This is a genomic window from Mesorhizobium sp. M0954 (assembly GCF_040319155.1).
Classification (GTDB): Bacteria; Pseudomonadota; Alphaproteobacteria; order Rhizobiales; family Rhizobiaceae; genus Mesorhizobium.
This window is the reverse complement of the sequence record NZ_JAMYNR010000006.1, coordinates 172,811-188,844: the sequence shown is the minus strand read 5'-3', so window position 1 is coordinate 188,844 and position 16,034 is coordinate 172,811. Positions and strand designations below refer to the sequence as shown.

The window sequence follows — 16,034 nt, the reverse complement described above, 5'->3', positions numbered from 1 at the left end:
GGCGGAAAACTAGAATGTCTGCGATCGAAGCCGACGCTCGCGCGCCGGAAAACCTTTGGCGTCGGGAAATCAGGGCGATGCTGGCGCTCGCCTGGCCGATGGTGCTGACCAATCTCGGCCAGACCGCGATGACCGCTACCGACGTCATGATGATGGGACGGCTGGGGCCGGACACGCTGGCCAGCGGTGCGCTTGGTGCCAACCTCTACTTCATGCCGCTCATCTTCGGGCTCGGCCTGATGCTGGCGACCTCGCCGATGATGGCGACCGAGCTCGGCCGCCGTCGGCACTCGGTGCGCGACCTGCGCCGCACCGTGCGCCAGGGTCTGTGGCTGGCGATCCTCATTTGCATTCCGATATGGGCCCTTCTCTGGCACGGCGAGAGCGTGTTGCTGGCCATGGGTCAGGAACCGGCGTTGGCGCACCAGGCCGGCATCTATCTGCGCTGGCTCGAATGGGCGGTGCTGCCCTTTTTCGGCTACATCGTCCTGCGCTCGTTCATTTCGGCGCTGGAGCGGCCGGGCTGGGCACTGATCATCGTTTTCGTTGCCGTCGCCTGCAATGCCTTCTTCAACTGGCTGTTCATGTTCGGCAATCTCGGCATCCCTTCGATGGGCATCGCCGGCTCCGGCCTTGCCACCACTCTGTCCAGCACGCTGATGTTCGCCGGCATGGCGATGGTGGTGATGCTTGAGAAGAAGTTCCGGCGCTATCGTCTGTTCGGACGCTTCTGGCGCGCCGACTGGCCGCGCTTCAAGGGCCTGCTGCGGCTCGGCCTGCCGATCGCGGGCCTGCTGGCGTTCGAGGTGACGATCTTCAACGCGGCGGCCTTTCTCATGGGCCTGATCGATGCGGCTTCGCTTGCCGCCCATGCGATCGCCATCCAGATCGCCTCGATCACCTTCATGGTGCCGCTCGGCCTCAACCAGGCGGTGACGGTGCGCGTCGGACTTGCCCACGGCGCCGGCAATCCGGAAGGTGTCAGCCGGGCTGGCTGGACCGCCTATGTCGTCGGTGTCTCCTTCATGGCGCTGATGGGGCTAGTGATGATCCTGTGGCCGCATCTCTTGATCGGCGCCTTCATCGATCTGGGCAATCCGGCTAATGCCGAGGTGGTGGCGCTTGCCGTGTCGTTCCTCGCCTTTGCCGCGCTGTTCCAGGTTTTTGACGGTGCGCAGGCTGTCGCCAGCGGCATGCTGCGCGGCCTGCACGACACCAAGGTGCCGATGATCTATGCCGCGATCGGCTATTGGGGCATCGGGCTGCCGCTCGGCGTGCTGCTGGCCTTTCGTTTTGGCTTCAACGGCGTCGGCATCTGGATCGGCCTGTCGTCGGGACTGGCGGTGGTTGCGGCACTCCTGCTGGTGCGCTGGCTGCGGCGTGACAGGATCGCGCCGCCGCTGGTATTCGGGCGTTGAATTGCTGGTCGCCCGCTCAGCGGGCCGCCGCCCGTTGCTCGAGCGAACGTGCGTATTGCGTCAGCGGAAAGCACATGACGAAGAAGATCAGCGCTACCAGCCCATAGACTTTGAACGGTTCGAAGGTCGCATTGTTGATCGCGTTGGATGTCCTCACCAGCTCCTCGAAACCGATGATCGAGGTCAGCGCGGTCGACTTGATCAGCTGCACCAGGAAGCCGACGGTCGGTGCGCGGGTGATCGAAAACGCCTGAGGTAAGATGATCAGCCGGAGTTCATGCAGATAGTGCAGGCCGAGGCTGGCGCCGGCGTCCCACTGGCCGCGCGGCAGCGCATCGACGCCGCCGCGCCAGATCTCGGCGAGATAGGCGCTGGCGAAGAAGGTCAGGCCAAGCACCGCCGCGGTCCACGGCTCGATGCGCAGGCCCAGCATCGGCAAGCCGAAGAACATCAGGAAGAGCTGCATCAGCAGCGGCGTGCCCTGGAAAAGCGCGATGTAGCCGGAGGCAAACCGGCGCGCCCATTTATTCTTGGCGATCCGGAAGAACAGCACGATCATGCCGACCACGGCCCCGCCGACAAAGGCGGCCAGCGACAAGAGCACCGTCCAGCGCGCCGCCAGCAGCAGGTTGCGCAGAATGTCCCAGAAGGTGAATTCGATCATGACACGCCGGCTCCGAGAAGCCGGCGGCCGCCGCCGACCAGCAGCCGGCGCAGCCCAATCGACAGGGCGAGGTAGACCATCGTCACCACGAAATAGGTCTCGAAAGCCCGGAACGTGCGCGCCTGCAGCATGTCGGCTTCATAGGTCAGCTCGCGAACGGCGATCTGCGATACCACGGCGGATTCCAGCATCATGATGACGATCTGGCTGGTCAGCGCCGGATAGATCACCTTGAGCGCCTGCGGCAGCACGATCTTGATGAAGACCTGACGCGGCCTGAGCCCAAGCGCCAGTGCCGCTTCCGTCTGCCCGGGCGGCACCGCGTCGAGCCCGGCGCCAACGATCTCGATCGTATAGGCGGCCATGTTGAGCGTCATCGCCAACATGGCTGCCAACACCGGATCGAGCCTGACGCCGATGCTGGGCAGCCCGAAGAAGATGAAGAACAGCTGCACCAGGAACGGCGTGTTGCGGATCACCTCGACATAGACGCCGATCGCCCGCTTGAGCAGCAGCGGACCGTTCCGCCGCCCTGCCGCGCCGAGGATGCTGAGCAACGTTCCCGCCAGCGTGGTCACGGCGATCAACAGGATCGTCGTGGCCGCGCCGCGCGCGATCGCCCCTGTCGCCCCGGCAAGCCAGCCGAAGTCGAGGCTATACGTCACCGGCGATCAATCCTTGAGATTGGCGGGATCGAGCGGTGTCTTCAGCCAGGCCTTCGAGCTTTCGTCCAGTTTGCCGTCGGCCAGCATCTTGGCGACCGCATCGTTGACCGCTTGCTTGAGGCGGTCTTCCTTCTTGTTGAGGCCGATATGCGAGGGCGAGGTAAGAAGCTGGAATTTCTGCTCCGGCTTCAGTTCCTCCTGCCGGGCGAGCACCTGGGCGCCGACATCGTTGCCGACCACCATCAGTTGGGTCTGGCCCGAGATGAAAGCCTGGATGACGGAATTATAGTTGTCGAAACGGCGGATGTCGGCCGAGGCGGGTGCCGCCTCGGTCAGCGAGGTGTCCTCCAGCGTGCCGCGATTGACGGCGATCGACTTGTTGGCAAGGTCTTCCTTGCCTTTGACCGAGAGTGCTGCCGGGCCGATGACGGCGATGTAGTAGGGTGCGTAGGCGGCGGCGAAATCGATCACCTGCTCTCGCTCCTTGGAGTAGCCGACGCTCATCAGCAGGTCGACGCGCTTGTCGGTCAGGTACGGAATGCGGTTCTGGCCGGTCACGCTGACCAGATTGAGCTTGACCTTGAGCTGGTCGGCGATGGATTGCGCCACGTCGATGTCGTAGCCCTTGATGCTCATGTCGGCGCTGGCCGAGGAAAAGGGCGGGAAGTCGGAAAAGATGCCGACATTGATGGCGCCGGCCTTGGCGATGTCGTCGATCGCGTCGGCATTGACGGCCTGCGTGGTGAAAGCAAAACCGGTCGCGCCGAGCATCAGCACGGCGGCGATGGACGATTTGAGTTTCATGTGAAGTGTCATTGTCATTCCCCTGCTGGAAGCTTGTTTGTTTGAGTGCAACCGCCGGCTCCAGCGCGGCGGTCGCCTTTGGATTCTCTGGTGGACCATGATCTTCTCCGAAAACCGGTTCCCACTTTCGGGATCATGGTCGAGCGTGTCAGCCCGCCTTGCCGGTGATTGCCGGGCTGAAGACCATCAGGCTGAGGATCTCGAACAGCACCTGCGCGCCGGCGTGCGCCGTGTTGGTGGTCGCGTCGTACTGCGGTGCCACCTCGACCACGTCGCCGCCGACGATGTTGAGTCCCTTCAGGCCGCGCAGCAGCTCGAGCACTTCGCGCGTCGTCAGCCCGCCGACTTCCGGTGTGCCGGTGCCCGGCGCGAAGGCCGGATCGATGCTGTCAATGTCGAAGGAGACATAGGTCGGGCCGTCGCCGACTATCCTGCGCGCCTTCTCGATAATGGCGGGAATGCCGAGGCCGGTCACCTCTTCGGCATGCACGACGGTCATGCCGGACTCATAGGTGAACTCCCACAGATATTCGGCCGAGCCGCGAATGCCGATCTGGACGGTGCGGCTCGGGTCGAGCACGCCGTCCAGCACCGCGTTGCGGAACGGCCCGCCATGGTGGAACTTGGTCATGTCGAACAGGCCGCTGGTATCGCAATGAGCGTCGATATGGATCATGCCCACCGGCGCGTTCTTGCCGACCGCCTTCAGGATCGGGTGGCTGATCGAATGGTCGCCGCCGACAGACAAGGGCAGGACGCCGGCGTCGACGATCTGGTTGGTGCGGCGTTCGATGTCGTCATGGCTGGTCTCCAGCCGGTAGCGGCTCTGGAACGGCACGTCGCCGATGTCGGCGACCTTCAGCTCATGCGTCGGTGCGCATTCCAGCACATGATTGTAGGGGCCGATGCGCTCGATGGCGCGCAGCGCCCTTGGCCCGAAACGGGCGCCCGGCCGGTTGGTGACGCCCAGATCCATCGGCACACCGATCATCGCCACCTGCAGATCGCCGAAATCCGGATTGTCGGCGGCGATTTCACGATAGGGCGCCGCGAGGAAGGTCGGGATGCCGGAATAGGGCGCCAGTCGCGTGCCGGTCTTGGAGAAGATCTTGTCGGCGACACGCTGGAATTTCGGGTCGAACATTTCGCCGCCATGGCTCTCGCCGTATTTGCGGCGCAACGCTTCGAGCTTGCCGCGGTCGTAACCCATGTCGGTCCTCCATGGCTGGTGCGGCGCGCGGGCGGCGGCCTCGATAGCCGCAGCCGCCGGCTGCCTGCAGATTTCACGTCTTGATGCAATGCCTGGGCAAAGTGTCCCGTAGCTGCATTGAAAAATCAATTGATATTGTTAGCGTGTTATCTGTGAGAAAATCTCACAGAGCCTAGGGTCCAAATGGCCAAGCGTTTGCCACCGCTCAACCCGCTGCGCGCCTTCGAGGCGACGGCGCGCCACGCCTCGCTGAGCAAGGCGGCGGCTGAGCTCAACGTCACCCACGGCGCCATCAGCCATCAGATCAAGGCGCTCGAGCAATCGTTGGGTGTCAAGCTGTTCGAGCGTGCCGGTCAGCGGGTGAAGCTGACGCCGCACGGCGCCGAGTTGCTGCCGGCGGTGTCGACCGCCTTCGACGGCATTGCCGCCGCCACGCAGCGCATGACGAGACCGGCCAGCACCGGCGTTCTCTCTGTATCCTGCGTGCCGGCGCTACTGTTGCTGTGGATGATCCCGCGGCTGGGCAGCTTCACCTCGCAATATCCGGATATCAGGCTGACGCTGATCCCATCCAATGATGCCAAGGACGTCCGCGCACCGCACATCGATGTCTGCGTGCACTATGGTGACGGCAGCTGGACCGACTGCTGGATGCGCAAATGGTCGGGCCTCGAACTGTTCCCGGTGGTCAGCCCGACGCTGATCAACAACCGCCCGATCCGCACCGTCCGCGACCTCGCCGATCACGTCTTCCTGCATGGCGACGACGGCCGCGAATGGCATACCTGGCTGGCCGCCGCCGACGCGCTGGACCTCGAGCGCGGCCGTCGCCATCATCTCGGCGATGCGCGGATGGCGACCGAGGCCGCGGTTCACGGCCATGGCGTGGCGCTCGGCGATACGGTGACGGCAAGCGGACTGCTCGCCAGGGGCCTGCTTGTCGCCCCGTTCAGTCTTTCCGTGCCGGCCGTCGACGATTTCTACGTCGTCTGCCGCAACGAGATGCGGTCGGCGCCGATCGTGCAATTGTTCATCGATTGGCTGTTTGCCGAGAAAGAACAGGCCGACCGCCGCGCTGACGCACCGGTGGCAGGCCGCATCGGCATTCGCCGCAAGCGTCCGGCGCTCAAGGTGGTCGGCGCCAAGACCGCATCCTGAGGCCGAAACTGCCGTAGGCGCCGCTTGCAGCAGGGGCTTCTTTTTGTCGGGCCAGCCCGCAAAGCGGGAGGCGCGTTCAAAAATTCGATGCTAAGAGGCATTTGGAGCAATTCCAGGAAAAGTGCGCAGCGGTTTTCCGTCCGGAATTGCGCTAGACAAAAGCTAGAGCGAGCAACGAAGGCGCATTAAGCGATGGCAAAGACCGATATAGCGCGGCGCGTCTACAATCACACCTGGAAGCTCGACCCGATCGTCCGCAGCTTGCTCGACACCGATTTCTACAAGCTTCTGATGCTGCAGATGATCTGGGGCATGTATCCCAAGGTCGACGCCACCTTCTCGCTGATCAACCGCGCCACCTCGGTCCGCCTTGCCGAGGAGATCGATGAGACGGAGCTGCGCGAGCAGCTCGACCATGCCCGCACCTTGCGCTTCTCTAAGAAAGAGATGATCTGGCTCGGCGGCAACACCTTCTATGGCCGCAAGCAGATATTCGAACCGGAATTCCTCGCCTGGCTGGAAAATTTCCGGCTGCCCGAATACGAGCTTTCCAAGCGCGACGGCCAATACGAACTCGCCTTCAGCGGTCCGTGGATGTACACGACGCTGTGGGAGATCCCGGCGCTGGCAATTATCAATGAACTTCGATCTCGCGCGGCCATGCGGGCGTTCGGGCCGTTCGCGCTCGACGTGCTCTATGCCCGCGCCAAGGCCAAGATGTGGGCCAAGACCGAGCGGCTGAAGGCGCTGCCCGGCATCCGCATCTCGGATTTCGGCACCCGCCGCCGTCATTCTTTCCTGTGGCAGCGCTGGTGCGTCGAAGCGTTGAAGGAGGGCATCGGCGAGGCCTTCACTGGCACCTCCAACGTGCTGCTCGCCATGGACAACGATCTCGAGGCGCTCGGCACCAACGCGCATGAGCTGCCGATGGTGTTCGCCGCGCTCACCAATTCGGAAAAGGAATTGAAACGGTCGCCCTACAACGTGCTGCAGGACTGGCAGCGCTACTACGGCGGCAACCTGCTGATCGTACTGCCGGACACCTTCGGCACCGCGGCGTTCCTGCGCGATGCACCGGACTGGGTCGCCGACTGGACCGGCTTCCGCCCCGACAGCGCGCCGCCGATCGAAGGCGGCGAGAAAATCATTTCCTGGTGGCGCGAAAAGGGCAAGGACCCCAAGCAGAAGCTGCTCATCTTCTCGGATGGGCTGGAGGTCGAGACCATCGAGGAAACCTATCGCCATTTCCGCGGCAAGGTGCGCATGTCCTTCGGCTGGGGCACCAACCTGACCAACGATTTCGAGGGCTGCGCGCCGACCGAGACCAACCGGCTAGACGCCATCTCGCTGGTCTGCAAGGTCACCGAAGCCAACGGCAGGCCGGCGGTCAAGCTTTCCGACAATCCGGCCAAGTCGACAGGCGACGAGAAAGAGATCGAGCGCTATTTGCGCATCTTCGGCCAGAAGGACCGCGTGGAGCAGTTGGTGAAGGTGTGAAGTAGGGGAACTCTTGCGTAGTATGAGTTCCTTCGCGCCCCCCTCTGTCCTGCCGGACATCTTCCCCGCGAGGGGGGAGATTGCGCCCTCATTGCTGCTTTCGCCAATTGCTGAAGTTGCAGAAGGAGAGCCGACGGCGGAACCGCCGATCTCCCCGCTTGAGATGTCCGGCAGGACAGAGGGGGGCGCTGTAGAGCGCTGCATTTCGGCAATCAGGCCCTTTCCCGGCCTCGTCGCTTCCTTGGAATTCCCATCCACGCCCGCCTTCGCCCACGCCTCCGACCGCGGCCATGTCCTGCTGCTTCCCACCGGCTACTACGTCGTCGGTGGCGCGCTCGCGGTTGCCGCCAGCTTCCTTGTCCTGGCTCTACTGCCGCCGGACTCCCTCGACCGCTTCTGGCGCAAACGCCTGCCGCTTTTTACCTTCGGCGACGGCGCGCGGACTGCCGTCAGCCTGGTATCCTTTGTCGGCTTTGCAATTCTGATTGCCGCCGGCCTGTTCGGCAGCCGCGATCCGCTTTCCAATCCGCTGCCGCTGACCGTGTGGACGCTGCTCTGGGTTGGCCTGGCTCTGTTGCAGGGGCTCGCCGGCGATCTCTGGTCGTGGCTCAACCCCTGGTACGGGCCATGCCGCGTCGCCTCGCGCCTGTCCGGCAGAACGCAGCCGAATCTGCTCCCCCAACGGCTCGGCTATTGGCCGGCTTTCCTGCTGTTCTTCGCCTTCGCCTGGTTCGAGCTGATCGACCCTGCGCCAGACGATCCGGCGCGGCTGGCCTGGGCCGCCGGCGCCTATTGGCTGCTGACCTTTGCCGCTATGCAGGTCGTCGGATACCGCAACTGGAGCCTGCGCGGTGAGTTCCTGACGGTGTTCTTTTCCATGGTAGCGCACTTCGCCATCATCGAGCGCAACGAAGACGGCCGGCTCAAACTCTGCTGGCCGGGTGCCAAGCTGCTCGGTGGCGCGCCGCTACCGCTCAGCGGCGTCGCTTTCCTGCTGCTTGCGCTGTCGTCTGTGTCCTTCGACGGCCTGTCGAAAACCTTCTTCTGGCTAGGCTGGTTCGGCATCAATCCGCTGGAGTTTCCTGGACGCACCGCTTTGATCGGCATCGGCAGTTTCGGTCTTGTGCTGAGCTTTGCCGTGCTTGCGGCCGTGTTCGCGCTAGCCGTCTTTCTTGGCCAGCACCTTGCCGGCAGCAACCATTCGCTCGGTCACGCCGCCGGGCTTTTGGCCTGGTCGATCGTACCGATCGCGCTCGCCTACCACTTCGCGCATTATCTGACGGCGCTGCTGGTCGACGACCAATATGCGATTGCCGCTCTCTCAGACCCGTTTGCGCTTGGCTGGAACCTGTTCGGTACCGCAGACATGTCAATTCAAGCCGGCGTTGTCGCCGGCGCCGGCTCGGCGTGGTGGCTGTGGAACCTCCAGGCCGGCGTCATCATTGGCGGCCACATGCTTGCTGTGCTTGTCGCCCATGGCTTGGCCTGGCGGCTGCACGCCATTCCGGCTCGCGCCGCGCTCAGCCAGTTCCCGCTCACCGTGCTGATGATCGCCTACACCGTCCTCGGCCTATGGCTGCTTGCGACGCCGAGCGCCGGATGAACGAGGTGTGCGATGGCCGTCAATCGAACCTTGGGGAAAGCTCGCTTGCCACGTCAGAGCTTTGGTGATTTAGTTTGTACACATGCAATTTTCGCCCCTCTTAACAAGAGTGGCCTGCCTGCTACAGCCATTGGTCAAAGCTCAAAAACAAGGGGAACTGCCGTGACTGACAAGAATGGGTTTTTCGATCTCTCCAGATCCGCTCTCACCCGCCGCACGGCGCTGAAGGGCCTTGCCGCCGGCGCCGGTCTTGCCGTCGCGCCGGGTTTCGTGCGTTACAGCCAGGCGCAGAGCTCGGCGCCGATCAAGATCGGCTTCCAGTCGCACCGCACCGGCATCGGCGCCGCCTATGGCCGCTGGTACGAGAAGACCACAGCGGCTGCCGTCAAGGCGATCAACGATGCCGGCGGCATCAACGGCCGACCCGTCGAGGTGATCATCGAGGATGACGGCACCGATCCCGGCCGGGGCGCCGAAGTCGTCGGCAAGTTCGCCTCTCAGCACAAGACCGATATCGTCTACGGCACGCTGTTTTCGCATGTCGTCATCGGCTCGGCGCCGGCTGCCGGCGAGGCCAAGATGCCCTATTTCGTTGTCAGCGAAGGCCACCACGTCGCCTCGACCAAATTGAACCGCTACGTCTTCCAGCCCGGCATCACCGATGTGAAGAGCCAGATCCAGTCGATGGCGCCGTGGATTGCCGCCAATGCCGGCAAGAAGGTGACGCAGATCTTCCCCGATTTCGCTTTCGGCTACGACCATCGCGACTACCTGCCGCCGGCCCTGAAGGCGCAAGGCGCCGAGGTCATTGCGCAGATCGCGATTCCGCCGACGGAATCCTCCTTCACCAAATATTTCCCGCAGATCCCCGCAGAGACCGAGGTGATCTACCACGTCATGGTCGGCCCGGCGGTGCTCACCTTCGTCAAGGAGCTCGGCGAGTTCTACGGCTCCAATCGGCCGCAATTGTTCGGCTTCATCGATTCGCTCGAAGCCACCGACATCAACAGCCCCGGCCTCGAATTCCTCGACGGCAGCCATTTCTGGGAAGGCTCGCCGCGTTATGCGCAGCCCGATGACTCCCCTGCGCAGAAAGCCTACCGCGCCGCCGTCGGCATCGACGACAATGGTGCCGCCGTCGGCGACCCCAAGGACGTCTCCACCGCCGCGCACATGTTCGGCTGCTGGGAAACGCTCTACGTCGTCAAGAAGGCGATGGAGGATGCCGGCTACAAGGGCCCGGAAGACCGCGCCAAGCTGGTCGAGGCGACCGAGGCGTTGACCGAGTTCGCCGAGGGGCCGGAGCACCCGCAAGGGCCGAAAACCTTCAACGGCAAGATCCACCAGTGCTTTGGCATCCAGAACATCTCCAAGGTTGAAGGCGGCCGGCTGAATGTCGTCCACAAGACCAAGATCGAGGACGGCCTCTACGAGCCTGAGGGGGATTACACGACGCAGACGCTGTGAGCTTGGCTGCTGCAGCAAGCGTGAGCGCCAAGATACCCCCCTCTGGCCAGAGGGGGGTGCTTCGCGCATCCGCCGGTGCTTAGGCGATGCACTTCGGACCTCACCTGCTCCTCGCCGCCCTCGAAGGCCTCGTCACCTCCGCAGTGCTGGCGCTGACGGCGCTTGGGCTGTCGCTGGTGTTCGGCGTCATGCGCGTCGTCAATGTCGCGCATGGCGAGTTCTTCATGCTGGGCGCGGTGCTTGCCTGGGCGATCTCAACGGCGATATCCGGCCATCCGGCGCTCGGCTTCCTGGCCGCCCTGGTGCTGGCGCCGCTGATCGTCGGCCTGATCGCGCTGCTCGCCGAACGGCTGGTGCTGCGCCGGCTCAACTACAATCCGGAAGCCACCATCGTCGCCACCATCGGCATGCTCTACATCATCCAGCAATTGGCGCTGACCTTCTACGGCCCGGAGGCGCGGCCGGTGGAGCCGCCGTTCAGCTACCGCATCCTCCTGCCGTGGTTCGGCTATTCCGGCTACAAGCTGTCGATCATCGCCGCGTCGGCGCTGCTGCTGGTCGCGACCTGGCTGGTGCTGACGCGCACGAAAATCGGCCTCGTCATGCGCGCCACGCAATATGACAGCGAGACGGCGCAGGCCTTCGGCATCCCGGTGACCAGAGTCTATGCCAGTGTTTTCGCGCTCGGCGCCATGCTGGCTGCTGTCGCCGCGGTGCTGATCGTGCCGATCAGCCAGGCCCACTATCTGATGGGACAGGACCCGCTGTTGCTGTCGTTCATCGTCGTCATCATCGGCGGCCTCGGCTCGCTGCGCGGCACGGTCGTCGCCGCGGTGCTGATCGGCCTTTCCGACGGCATCATCTCGGTGTTCTTCTCACCGACGCTGGCCAAGATCATCGCCACCTTGCTCGTCGCCATGGTGCTGGTGTTCCGGCCGCAGGGCCTGTTCGGGACGACATCACGATGAAGGATGCTTCGCCGGCAAAGCCATATGCGCTGCACCTCGGCGTCATCGCCCTGCTTTTCGGGCTTAGCTTCGTCCTGCCGGAATACCATCACGGCCTGCTCGCCCGCATCATGGTGCTGGCGGTCTTCGCCATGGGCTACAATCTGCTGTTCGGCTATGTCGGGCTGCTCAGCCTCGGCCATGCCATGTTCTTTTCAGCCGGGCTCTATGGCGCCGGCCTTGCCGTCATCCATCTCGGCTGGAGCGTGCCGGCCGCCTTCGCAGCCGGGCTTGCCTGCGGCGCGCTTCTCGCGCTGGTGATCGGGCTGCTGGCGCTGCGCACCTCCGGCGTCGCCTTCATGATCGTCACCATGATGTTCGCTCAGGTATTTTATCTCGTCATTCTTTATTTCGCTGCCTGGACCGGTGGCGACCAGGGCATGGTCGTGCCGCAGCCGATGCGTGTCCTTGTCCTGGGCAGCACGTCACTCGACCTCACCAACCCGACCGTGCGCTATATGAGCGCGCTGGCACTGTTCTCGATCGTGCTGCTCATAAGCCTGGCGATAGTCCGCTCCGGCTACGGTCGCGTGCTGGTCGCCATCCGCGAGAACGAGGAGCGGACCAAGATGCTTGGCTACGACACGTTCTCCAGCAAGCTCGCCGCCGTCGTCATCTCCGGCAGCATCTGCGCGGCTTCCGGCGCGGCCTATGCGCTGCTGTTCGGCTATGTCGGCTCGAGCTTCGCCTCGGTGCAATATTCCATCCTGCCGCTGCTCTGGGTGCTGCTGGGCGGTGCCGCCACCACGCTCGGTCCGCTGATCGGCACGCTGTTCATGTATTATGTCATCGACGTCGCCAGCGGCTACACCTCGGCCTATCTGCTGGTCGTCGGCATAGCGCTCATCCTGCTGGTGCTGTTCTTCCCGAGAGGCATTCTCGGCAGCATCCGCCAGCGCTGGCTCGGGTGGTTGCCATGATGCCGCTGCTCACCACCAAAGGCCTGTCGCGCAGTTTCGGCGGCTTGCGTGCCGTCGACGGCGTCGACTTCGCGCTGATACCGGGCGAGATTCGCGCCATCATCGGCCCCAACGGCGCCGGCAAGACCACCTTCGTCAGCCTGGTCAGCGGCCGCATCCAGTCCTCGTCGGGCACGATCATCTTTGACGGCGCCGATATCACCAGCCTGCCTCCCTACGCCAGGGTTCGCCTTGGCATCGCCTATACTTTCCAGATCACCAGCGTCTTTGCCAATCTCAGCGCCTACGACAATGTCGCCCTGCCGGTCCAGCGCACGCTGACCGATGGCCGTTCGAAGGGCGCGGTTCACACCGGCGTCATGGCGGCGCTCGAGCGCACCGGCCTTGCCGACCGGGCGCAAATGCCTGCCGGGCAATTGTCCTACGGTCACCAGCGGTTGCTGGAAGTGGCAATGGGACTGGCACTGAAGCCGCGGCTGCTGATCCTCGACGAACCGACGCAAGGGCTTGCCGACAGCGAGATCGACAATTTCATCGAGCTGGTGCGCGAGATCGCCGATAGCGCCACCGTGCTTTTGATCGAGCACAACATGCCGGTGGTCATGCGGCTCGCCGACCGCATCACCGTCTTCAACGCCGGCAGGATCTTGGCTGAAGGCACGCCCGAGCAGATCCGCGCCAATGCCGCGGTGCAGGACGCCTATCTGGGGACGACCCATGGCTGAGGCCCAGTCCAAGGCACTGACGATCTCCGGGGTCGACTGCTTCTATGGCGAGGTCCAGGTGCTCTATGGTCTCGATCTTGTCTTGAACGAGGGCGAAGTGCTCTGCCTGTTCGGCCGCAACGGCGCCGGCAAGACGACGACGCTGAAGGCAATCATGGGCCTGGTGCCGGTAAGCTCCGGGTCGATTCGGCTCGAAGGGCGGGAATTGAGCGGCTTGCCGGCGCACGAGGTGCCCAAGGCCGGCGTCGCCTACGTGCCGCAGGGCCGGCGGCTGTTCGCCGAGATGACGGTGGCGGAAAACATCGAGATCGGCCTGATGGCCCGCAACAAGGGCAAGGCGACGCGCGAGAACGTGCTCGATCTCTTCCCGCTGTTGCGCCAGCGCCTCAGGCAGCGTTCGGGCACGCTATCCGGCGGCGAGCAGCAGATGCTGGCCATGGCCCGCGCCCTGTGTCTGGAACCGCAGGTGCTCCTGCTCGACGAGCCGACCGAAGGGCTGATGCCGTCGATGATCGCCAAGATCCGCGAAACCGTGTCGAAGCTGCGTGCGCTTGGCGTGTCGACAATTCTTGTCGAGCAGCGCGTCGATGCCGTGCTGTCGGTCGCAGACCGCGTTTGTTTCATCGAAAACGGCCGCAACCGCGAGACGGTCGATGTCGAGGAACTGCGTTCCGATCCCTCCGCGGTCCGTCGCTATGTCGGCGTCGGATGATCAGGCAAAGAACAGCAAGCCGGCAAGCAGGAATGTCGGGATCAGCACCGCGCCCGACCATGCCATATAGCCAAAGAAGCTCGGCATCTTGATGCCGCGATGCCTGGCAATGGCATAGACCATGAAATTCGGCGCATTGCCGACATAGGTGTTGGCGCCCATGAACACCGCGCCTGCCGAGATCGCCGCCAGCGTCGAGGCGAGCTCGGTCATCAGATGCTGCGCATCGCCGCCAGCCAGCTCGAAGAACACCAGATAGGTCGGCGCATTGTCGAGGAAGGACGACAGCGCTCCGGTCAGCCAGAAATAGGCAAGGTTGTCCGGCGCGCCGGTCGGCGAACTGACCAGCAGTACCAACGGCGCCAGCGCGCCATCGAGCCCGGCCCGCAATATGGCGACGACCGGCACGATGCAGATGAAGATGCTGGCGAACAGCTTCGCCACCTCGGCAATCGGCCCCCAGTTGAAGGCGTTTGCGCCGCGAAACTCCTTCGGCGAGACGACAAGCGAAGTGAAGGCCAGTATCAGGATGGCGGCGTCCCGCACCAGATTCTGCAGCTCGAGGCTGACACCCTGAAATGAGAAACTCACTCCCGGCTTCCAGGCAGCGGAAATCAGGATCGCGGCGATTACGCCGGCCAGCAGCGGGATGTTGGCCAGGCCGCGAATGCGCACCTTGCTGTCGGGCGTCGGATCCTTGATCTTCGGCGCGCCTTCCTCCCGGCGATGCATGATGATGTCGATCGCCAGGAAAACAGCCAGCACCACGCCGGCGACGAACAGCGTCTCGGGCAGCAGGTGAACTGTCGTCCAGAAGAAATCGACGCCGCGCAGAAAGCCGACGAACAGCGGCGGATCGCCCAGCGGCGTTAGCGACCCGCCGATGTTGGACACCAGGAAGATGAAAAAGATGACGACATGGGCGTTGAAGCGCCGGTTGTCGTTGGCGCGGATGAGCGGCCGGATCAGGATCATCGAGGCGCCGGTTGTGCCAATGATCGAGGCAAGCAGCGCCCCTCCCAGCAACAGCCCGGCATTGACCAGCGGCGTGCCGTGTATGTTGCCGGCAACGAAGATACCGCCCGAAATGGTGAACAGCGCAAACAGCAGGATGATGAACGACATGTATTCGGTGAGCAGCGCATGCAGCACTGCCTGCGTGGCGGACGGGATGCCGAAGGCGATGGCCAGCGGCCCGATCACCAACGCTGCCCAGAAGGCAGCGATCTTGCCGTAATGGTGCTCCCAAGCATGATGGAACAGCAGCGGGCCGGTCGCGATGCAAAGCAATAGCCCGGCAAACGGCAGCACCCACCAAAGCGACATGGCGCCGCCCGGCAATTCGTGCGCTTCGGCCGCGAGAACCGCATTCGGAGAAAAGATTGCTGCAATAAGTGCAGCACTTGCCGTCAACGCCGCAAACCGCATGAAGCCCCTCAAAAGTCCGTCAGGTTCGGCTGGATGACGTTCAAATCAGTGTCACGCCGGCATCGCGCATCCGGCCCAGCATCCGCTCCACGGAGCCGTTGAGATCGATGCCGCGGCAGGCGTCGAGCCGCACGGACGTCTCAAAACCGAGCTTGACCGCGTCGAGCGCCGAAAAGGCGACGCAGAAATCCGTCGCCAGGCCGACCAGGGTCAGCGTCTCGATGTTCCGATCCCGGAGATAGCCGGCAAGGCCGGTCGGCGTCGTCCGGTCGTTCTCGAAGAATGCGGAATAGCTGTCGATCGCAGGACGGAACCCCTTGCGGATCACCAGCTCGGCCTTGCTCCAGGCGAGGCCCGAATGGAAATCCGATCCCAGGCTGCCCTGGATGCAGTGATCCGGCCACAGCGTCTGGTGGCCATAAGGCACGTCGATCGTTTCGAACGGGTGCTTGCCGGGGTGGCTGGAGGCAAAGCTCGAATGGCCGGCAGGGTGCCAGTCCTGCGTCAGCAGGACGTGCTCGGTCCGCCGGATTAGGTCATTGACCAACGGCACGATTTCGTCGCCACCGGCCACTTCAAGGGCGCCACCCGGGCAGAAATCGTTCTGCAGGTCGATAACGACAAGCGCTTCGTCGGCCATGGAGCCTCCTTATTTTCTTGGTCTTGAGCTTAGGCTCCAATAAAAACGCGACCGGACGCAGAAACTTGACCAGATGGCCGGCTGCGTCAACCTCTCATGGCATAACAAATGCATTC

General features: G+C 63.6%; 15 protein-coding genes. 9 read left to right on the top strand and 6 right to left on the bottom strand.

Going from position 1 to position 16,034, the window contains the following annotated elements:
• Positions 1 to 14 precede the first annotated feature (14 nt).
• On the top strand, positions 15 to 1,418 hold the full coding sequence (locus NKH93_RS10695; protein ID WP_352814018.1) for an MATE family efflux transporter: 1,404 nt from the start codon (positions 15 to 17) through the stop codon (positions 1,416 to 1,418).
• A 16-nt stretch (positions 1,419 to 1,434) separates the two neighbouring features.
• Here NKH93_RS10695 and NKH93_RS10690 read toward each other — a convergent pair whose 3' ends face one another.
• The 4 genes from NKH93_RS10690 to speB all read right to left on the bottom strand — a co-directional run bounded on the left by NKH93_RS10690 (position 1,435) and on the right by speB (position 4,761).
• The gene (locus tag NKH93_RS10690; protein WP_352539924.1) at positions 1,435 to 2,082 is read right to left on the bottom strand and encodes an amino acid ABC transporter permease; all 648 of its coding nucleotides are present in this window, start codon (positions 2,080 to 2,082) and stop codon (positions 1,435 to 1,437) included.
• A complete protein-coding gene (locus NKH93_RS10685; RefSeq protein ID WP_352663666.1) occupies positions 2,079 to 2,747 on the bottom strand; it encodes an amino acid ABC transporter permease in 669 nt (222 codons plus the stop codon). Before NKH93_RS10685 ends, NKH93_RS10690 begins: the two co-directional genes overlap by 4 nt.
• Before the next feature lie 6 nt (positions 2,748 to 2,753).
• Complete coding sequence (locus NKH93_RS10680; RefSeq protein WP_352970223.1) at positions 2,754 to 3,563, bottom strand: transporter substrate-binding domain-containing protein; 810 nt, start codon at positions 3,561 to 3,563, stop codon at positions 2,754 to 2,756.
• Between the two features lie 136 nt (positions 3,564 to 3,699).
• Positions 3,700 to 4,761: an agmatinase gene (gene speB, locus NKH93_RS10675; RefSeq protein WP_352970221.1), complete on the bottom strand. Its 1,062-nt coding sequence runs from the start codon at positions 4,759 to 4,761 to the stop codon at positions 3,700 to 3,702.
• Between the two features lie 183 nt (positions 4,762 to 4,944).
• On the opposite strand from speB, the gene gcvA reads away from it, so the two are divergent.
• From gcvA to NKH93_RS10635, 8 genes are all read left to right on the top strand, one after another.
• The gene (gcvA, locus tag NKH93_RS10670; RefSeq protein ID WP_023676980.1) at positions 4,945 to 5,919 is read left to right on the top strand and encodes a transcriptional regulator GcvA; all 975 of its coding nucleotides are present in this window, start codon (positions 4,945 to 4,947) and stop codon (positions 5,917 to 5,919) included.
• Between the two features lie 192 nt (positions 5,920 to 6,111).
• Entirely contained in the window at positions 6,112 to 7,416 is a 1,305-nt protein-coding gene (pncB, locus tag NKH93_RS10665; RefSeq protein WP_352970218.1) for a nicotinate phosphoribosyltransferase, read from the top strand.
• A 163-nt stretch (positions 7,417 to 7,579) separates the two neighbouring features.
• The gene (locus NKH93_RS10660; protein ID WP_352970343.1) at positions 7,580 to 9,019 is read left to right on the top strand and encodes a hypothetical protein; all 1,440 of its coding nucleotides are present in this window, start codon (positions 7,580 to 7,582) and stop codon (positions 9,017 to 9,019) included.
• 162 nt (positions 9,020 to 9,181) lie between these two features.
• Positions 9,182 to 10,486 carry an ABC transporter substrate-binding protein gene (locus NKH93_RS10655; protein ID WP_352539928.1) on the top strand — a complete coding sequence of 435 codons (1,305 nt, stop codon included), beginning with the start codon at positions 9,182 to 9,184 and terminating at the stop codon, positions 10,484 to 10,486.
• Between the two features lie 86 nt (positions 10,487 to 10,572).
• A complete protein-coding gene (locus tag NKH93_RS10650; RefSeq protein ID WP_352682315.1) occupies positions 10,573 to 11,454 on the top strand; it encodes a branched-chain amino acid ABC transporter permease in 882 nt (293 codons plus the stop codon).
• The gene (locus tag NKH93_RS10645; RefSeq protein WP_352970211.1) at positions 11,451 to 12,413 is read left to right on the top strand and encodes a branched-chain amino acid ABC transporter permease; all 963 of its coding nucleotides are present in this window, start codon (positions 11,451 to 11,453) and stop codon (positions 12,411 to 12,413) included. Before NKH93_RS10650 ends, NKH93_RS10645 begins: the two co-directional genes overlap by 4 nt.
• Positions 12,410 to 13,138, top strand: a complete 729-nt coding sequence (locus NKH93_RS10640) for an ABC transporter ATP-binding protein (RefSeq protein ID WP_352970209.1) — start codon at positions 12,410 to 12,412, stop codon at positions 13,136 to 13,138. Before NKH93_RS10645 ends, NKH93_RS10640 begins: the two co-directional genes overlap by 4 nt.
• Complete coding sequence (locus NKH93_RS10635) at positions 13,131 to 13,850, top strand: ABC transporter ATP-binding protein (RefSeq protein ID WP_352472376.1); 720 nt, start codon at positions 13,131 to 13,133, stop codon at positions 13,848 to 13,850. The genes NKH93_RS10640 and NKH93_RS10635 overlap by 8 nt, the downstream gene beginning before the upstream one ends.
• Here the strand turns inward: NKH93_RS10635 and NKH93_RS10630 are convergent, their stop codons facing one another.
• Together NKH93_RS10630 and pncA are read right to left on the bottom strand one after the other, a co-directional pair.
• Complete coding sequence (locus NKH93_RS10630; RefSeq protein ID WP_352970207.1) at positions 13,851 to 15,278, bottom strand: sodium:proton antiporter; 1,428 nt, start codon at positions 15,276 to 15,278, stop codon at positions 13,851 to 13,853.
• Positions 15,279 to 15,318: 40 nt separating this feature from the next.
• Positions 15,319 to 15,918 carry a bifunctional nicotinamidase/pyrazinamidase gene (gene pncA / locus NKH93_RS10625; RefSeq protein WP_023676971.1) on the bottom strand — a complete coding sequence of 200 codons (600 nt, stop codon included), beginning with the start codon at positions 15,916 to 15,918 and terminating at the stop codon, positions 15,319 to 15,321.
• Positions 15,919 to 16,034 lie beyond the last annotated feature (116 nt).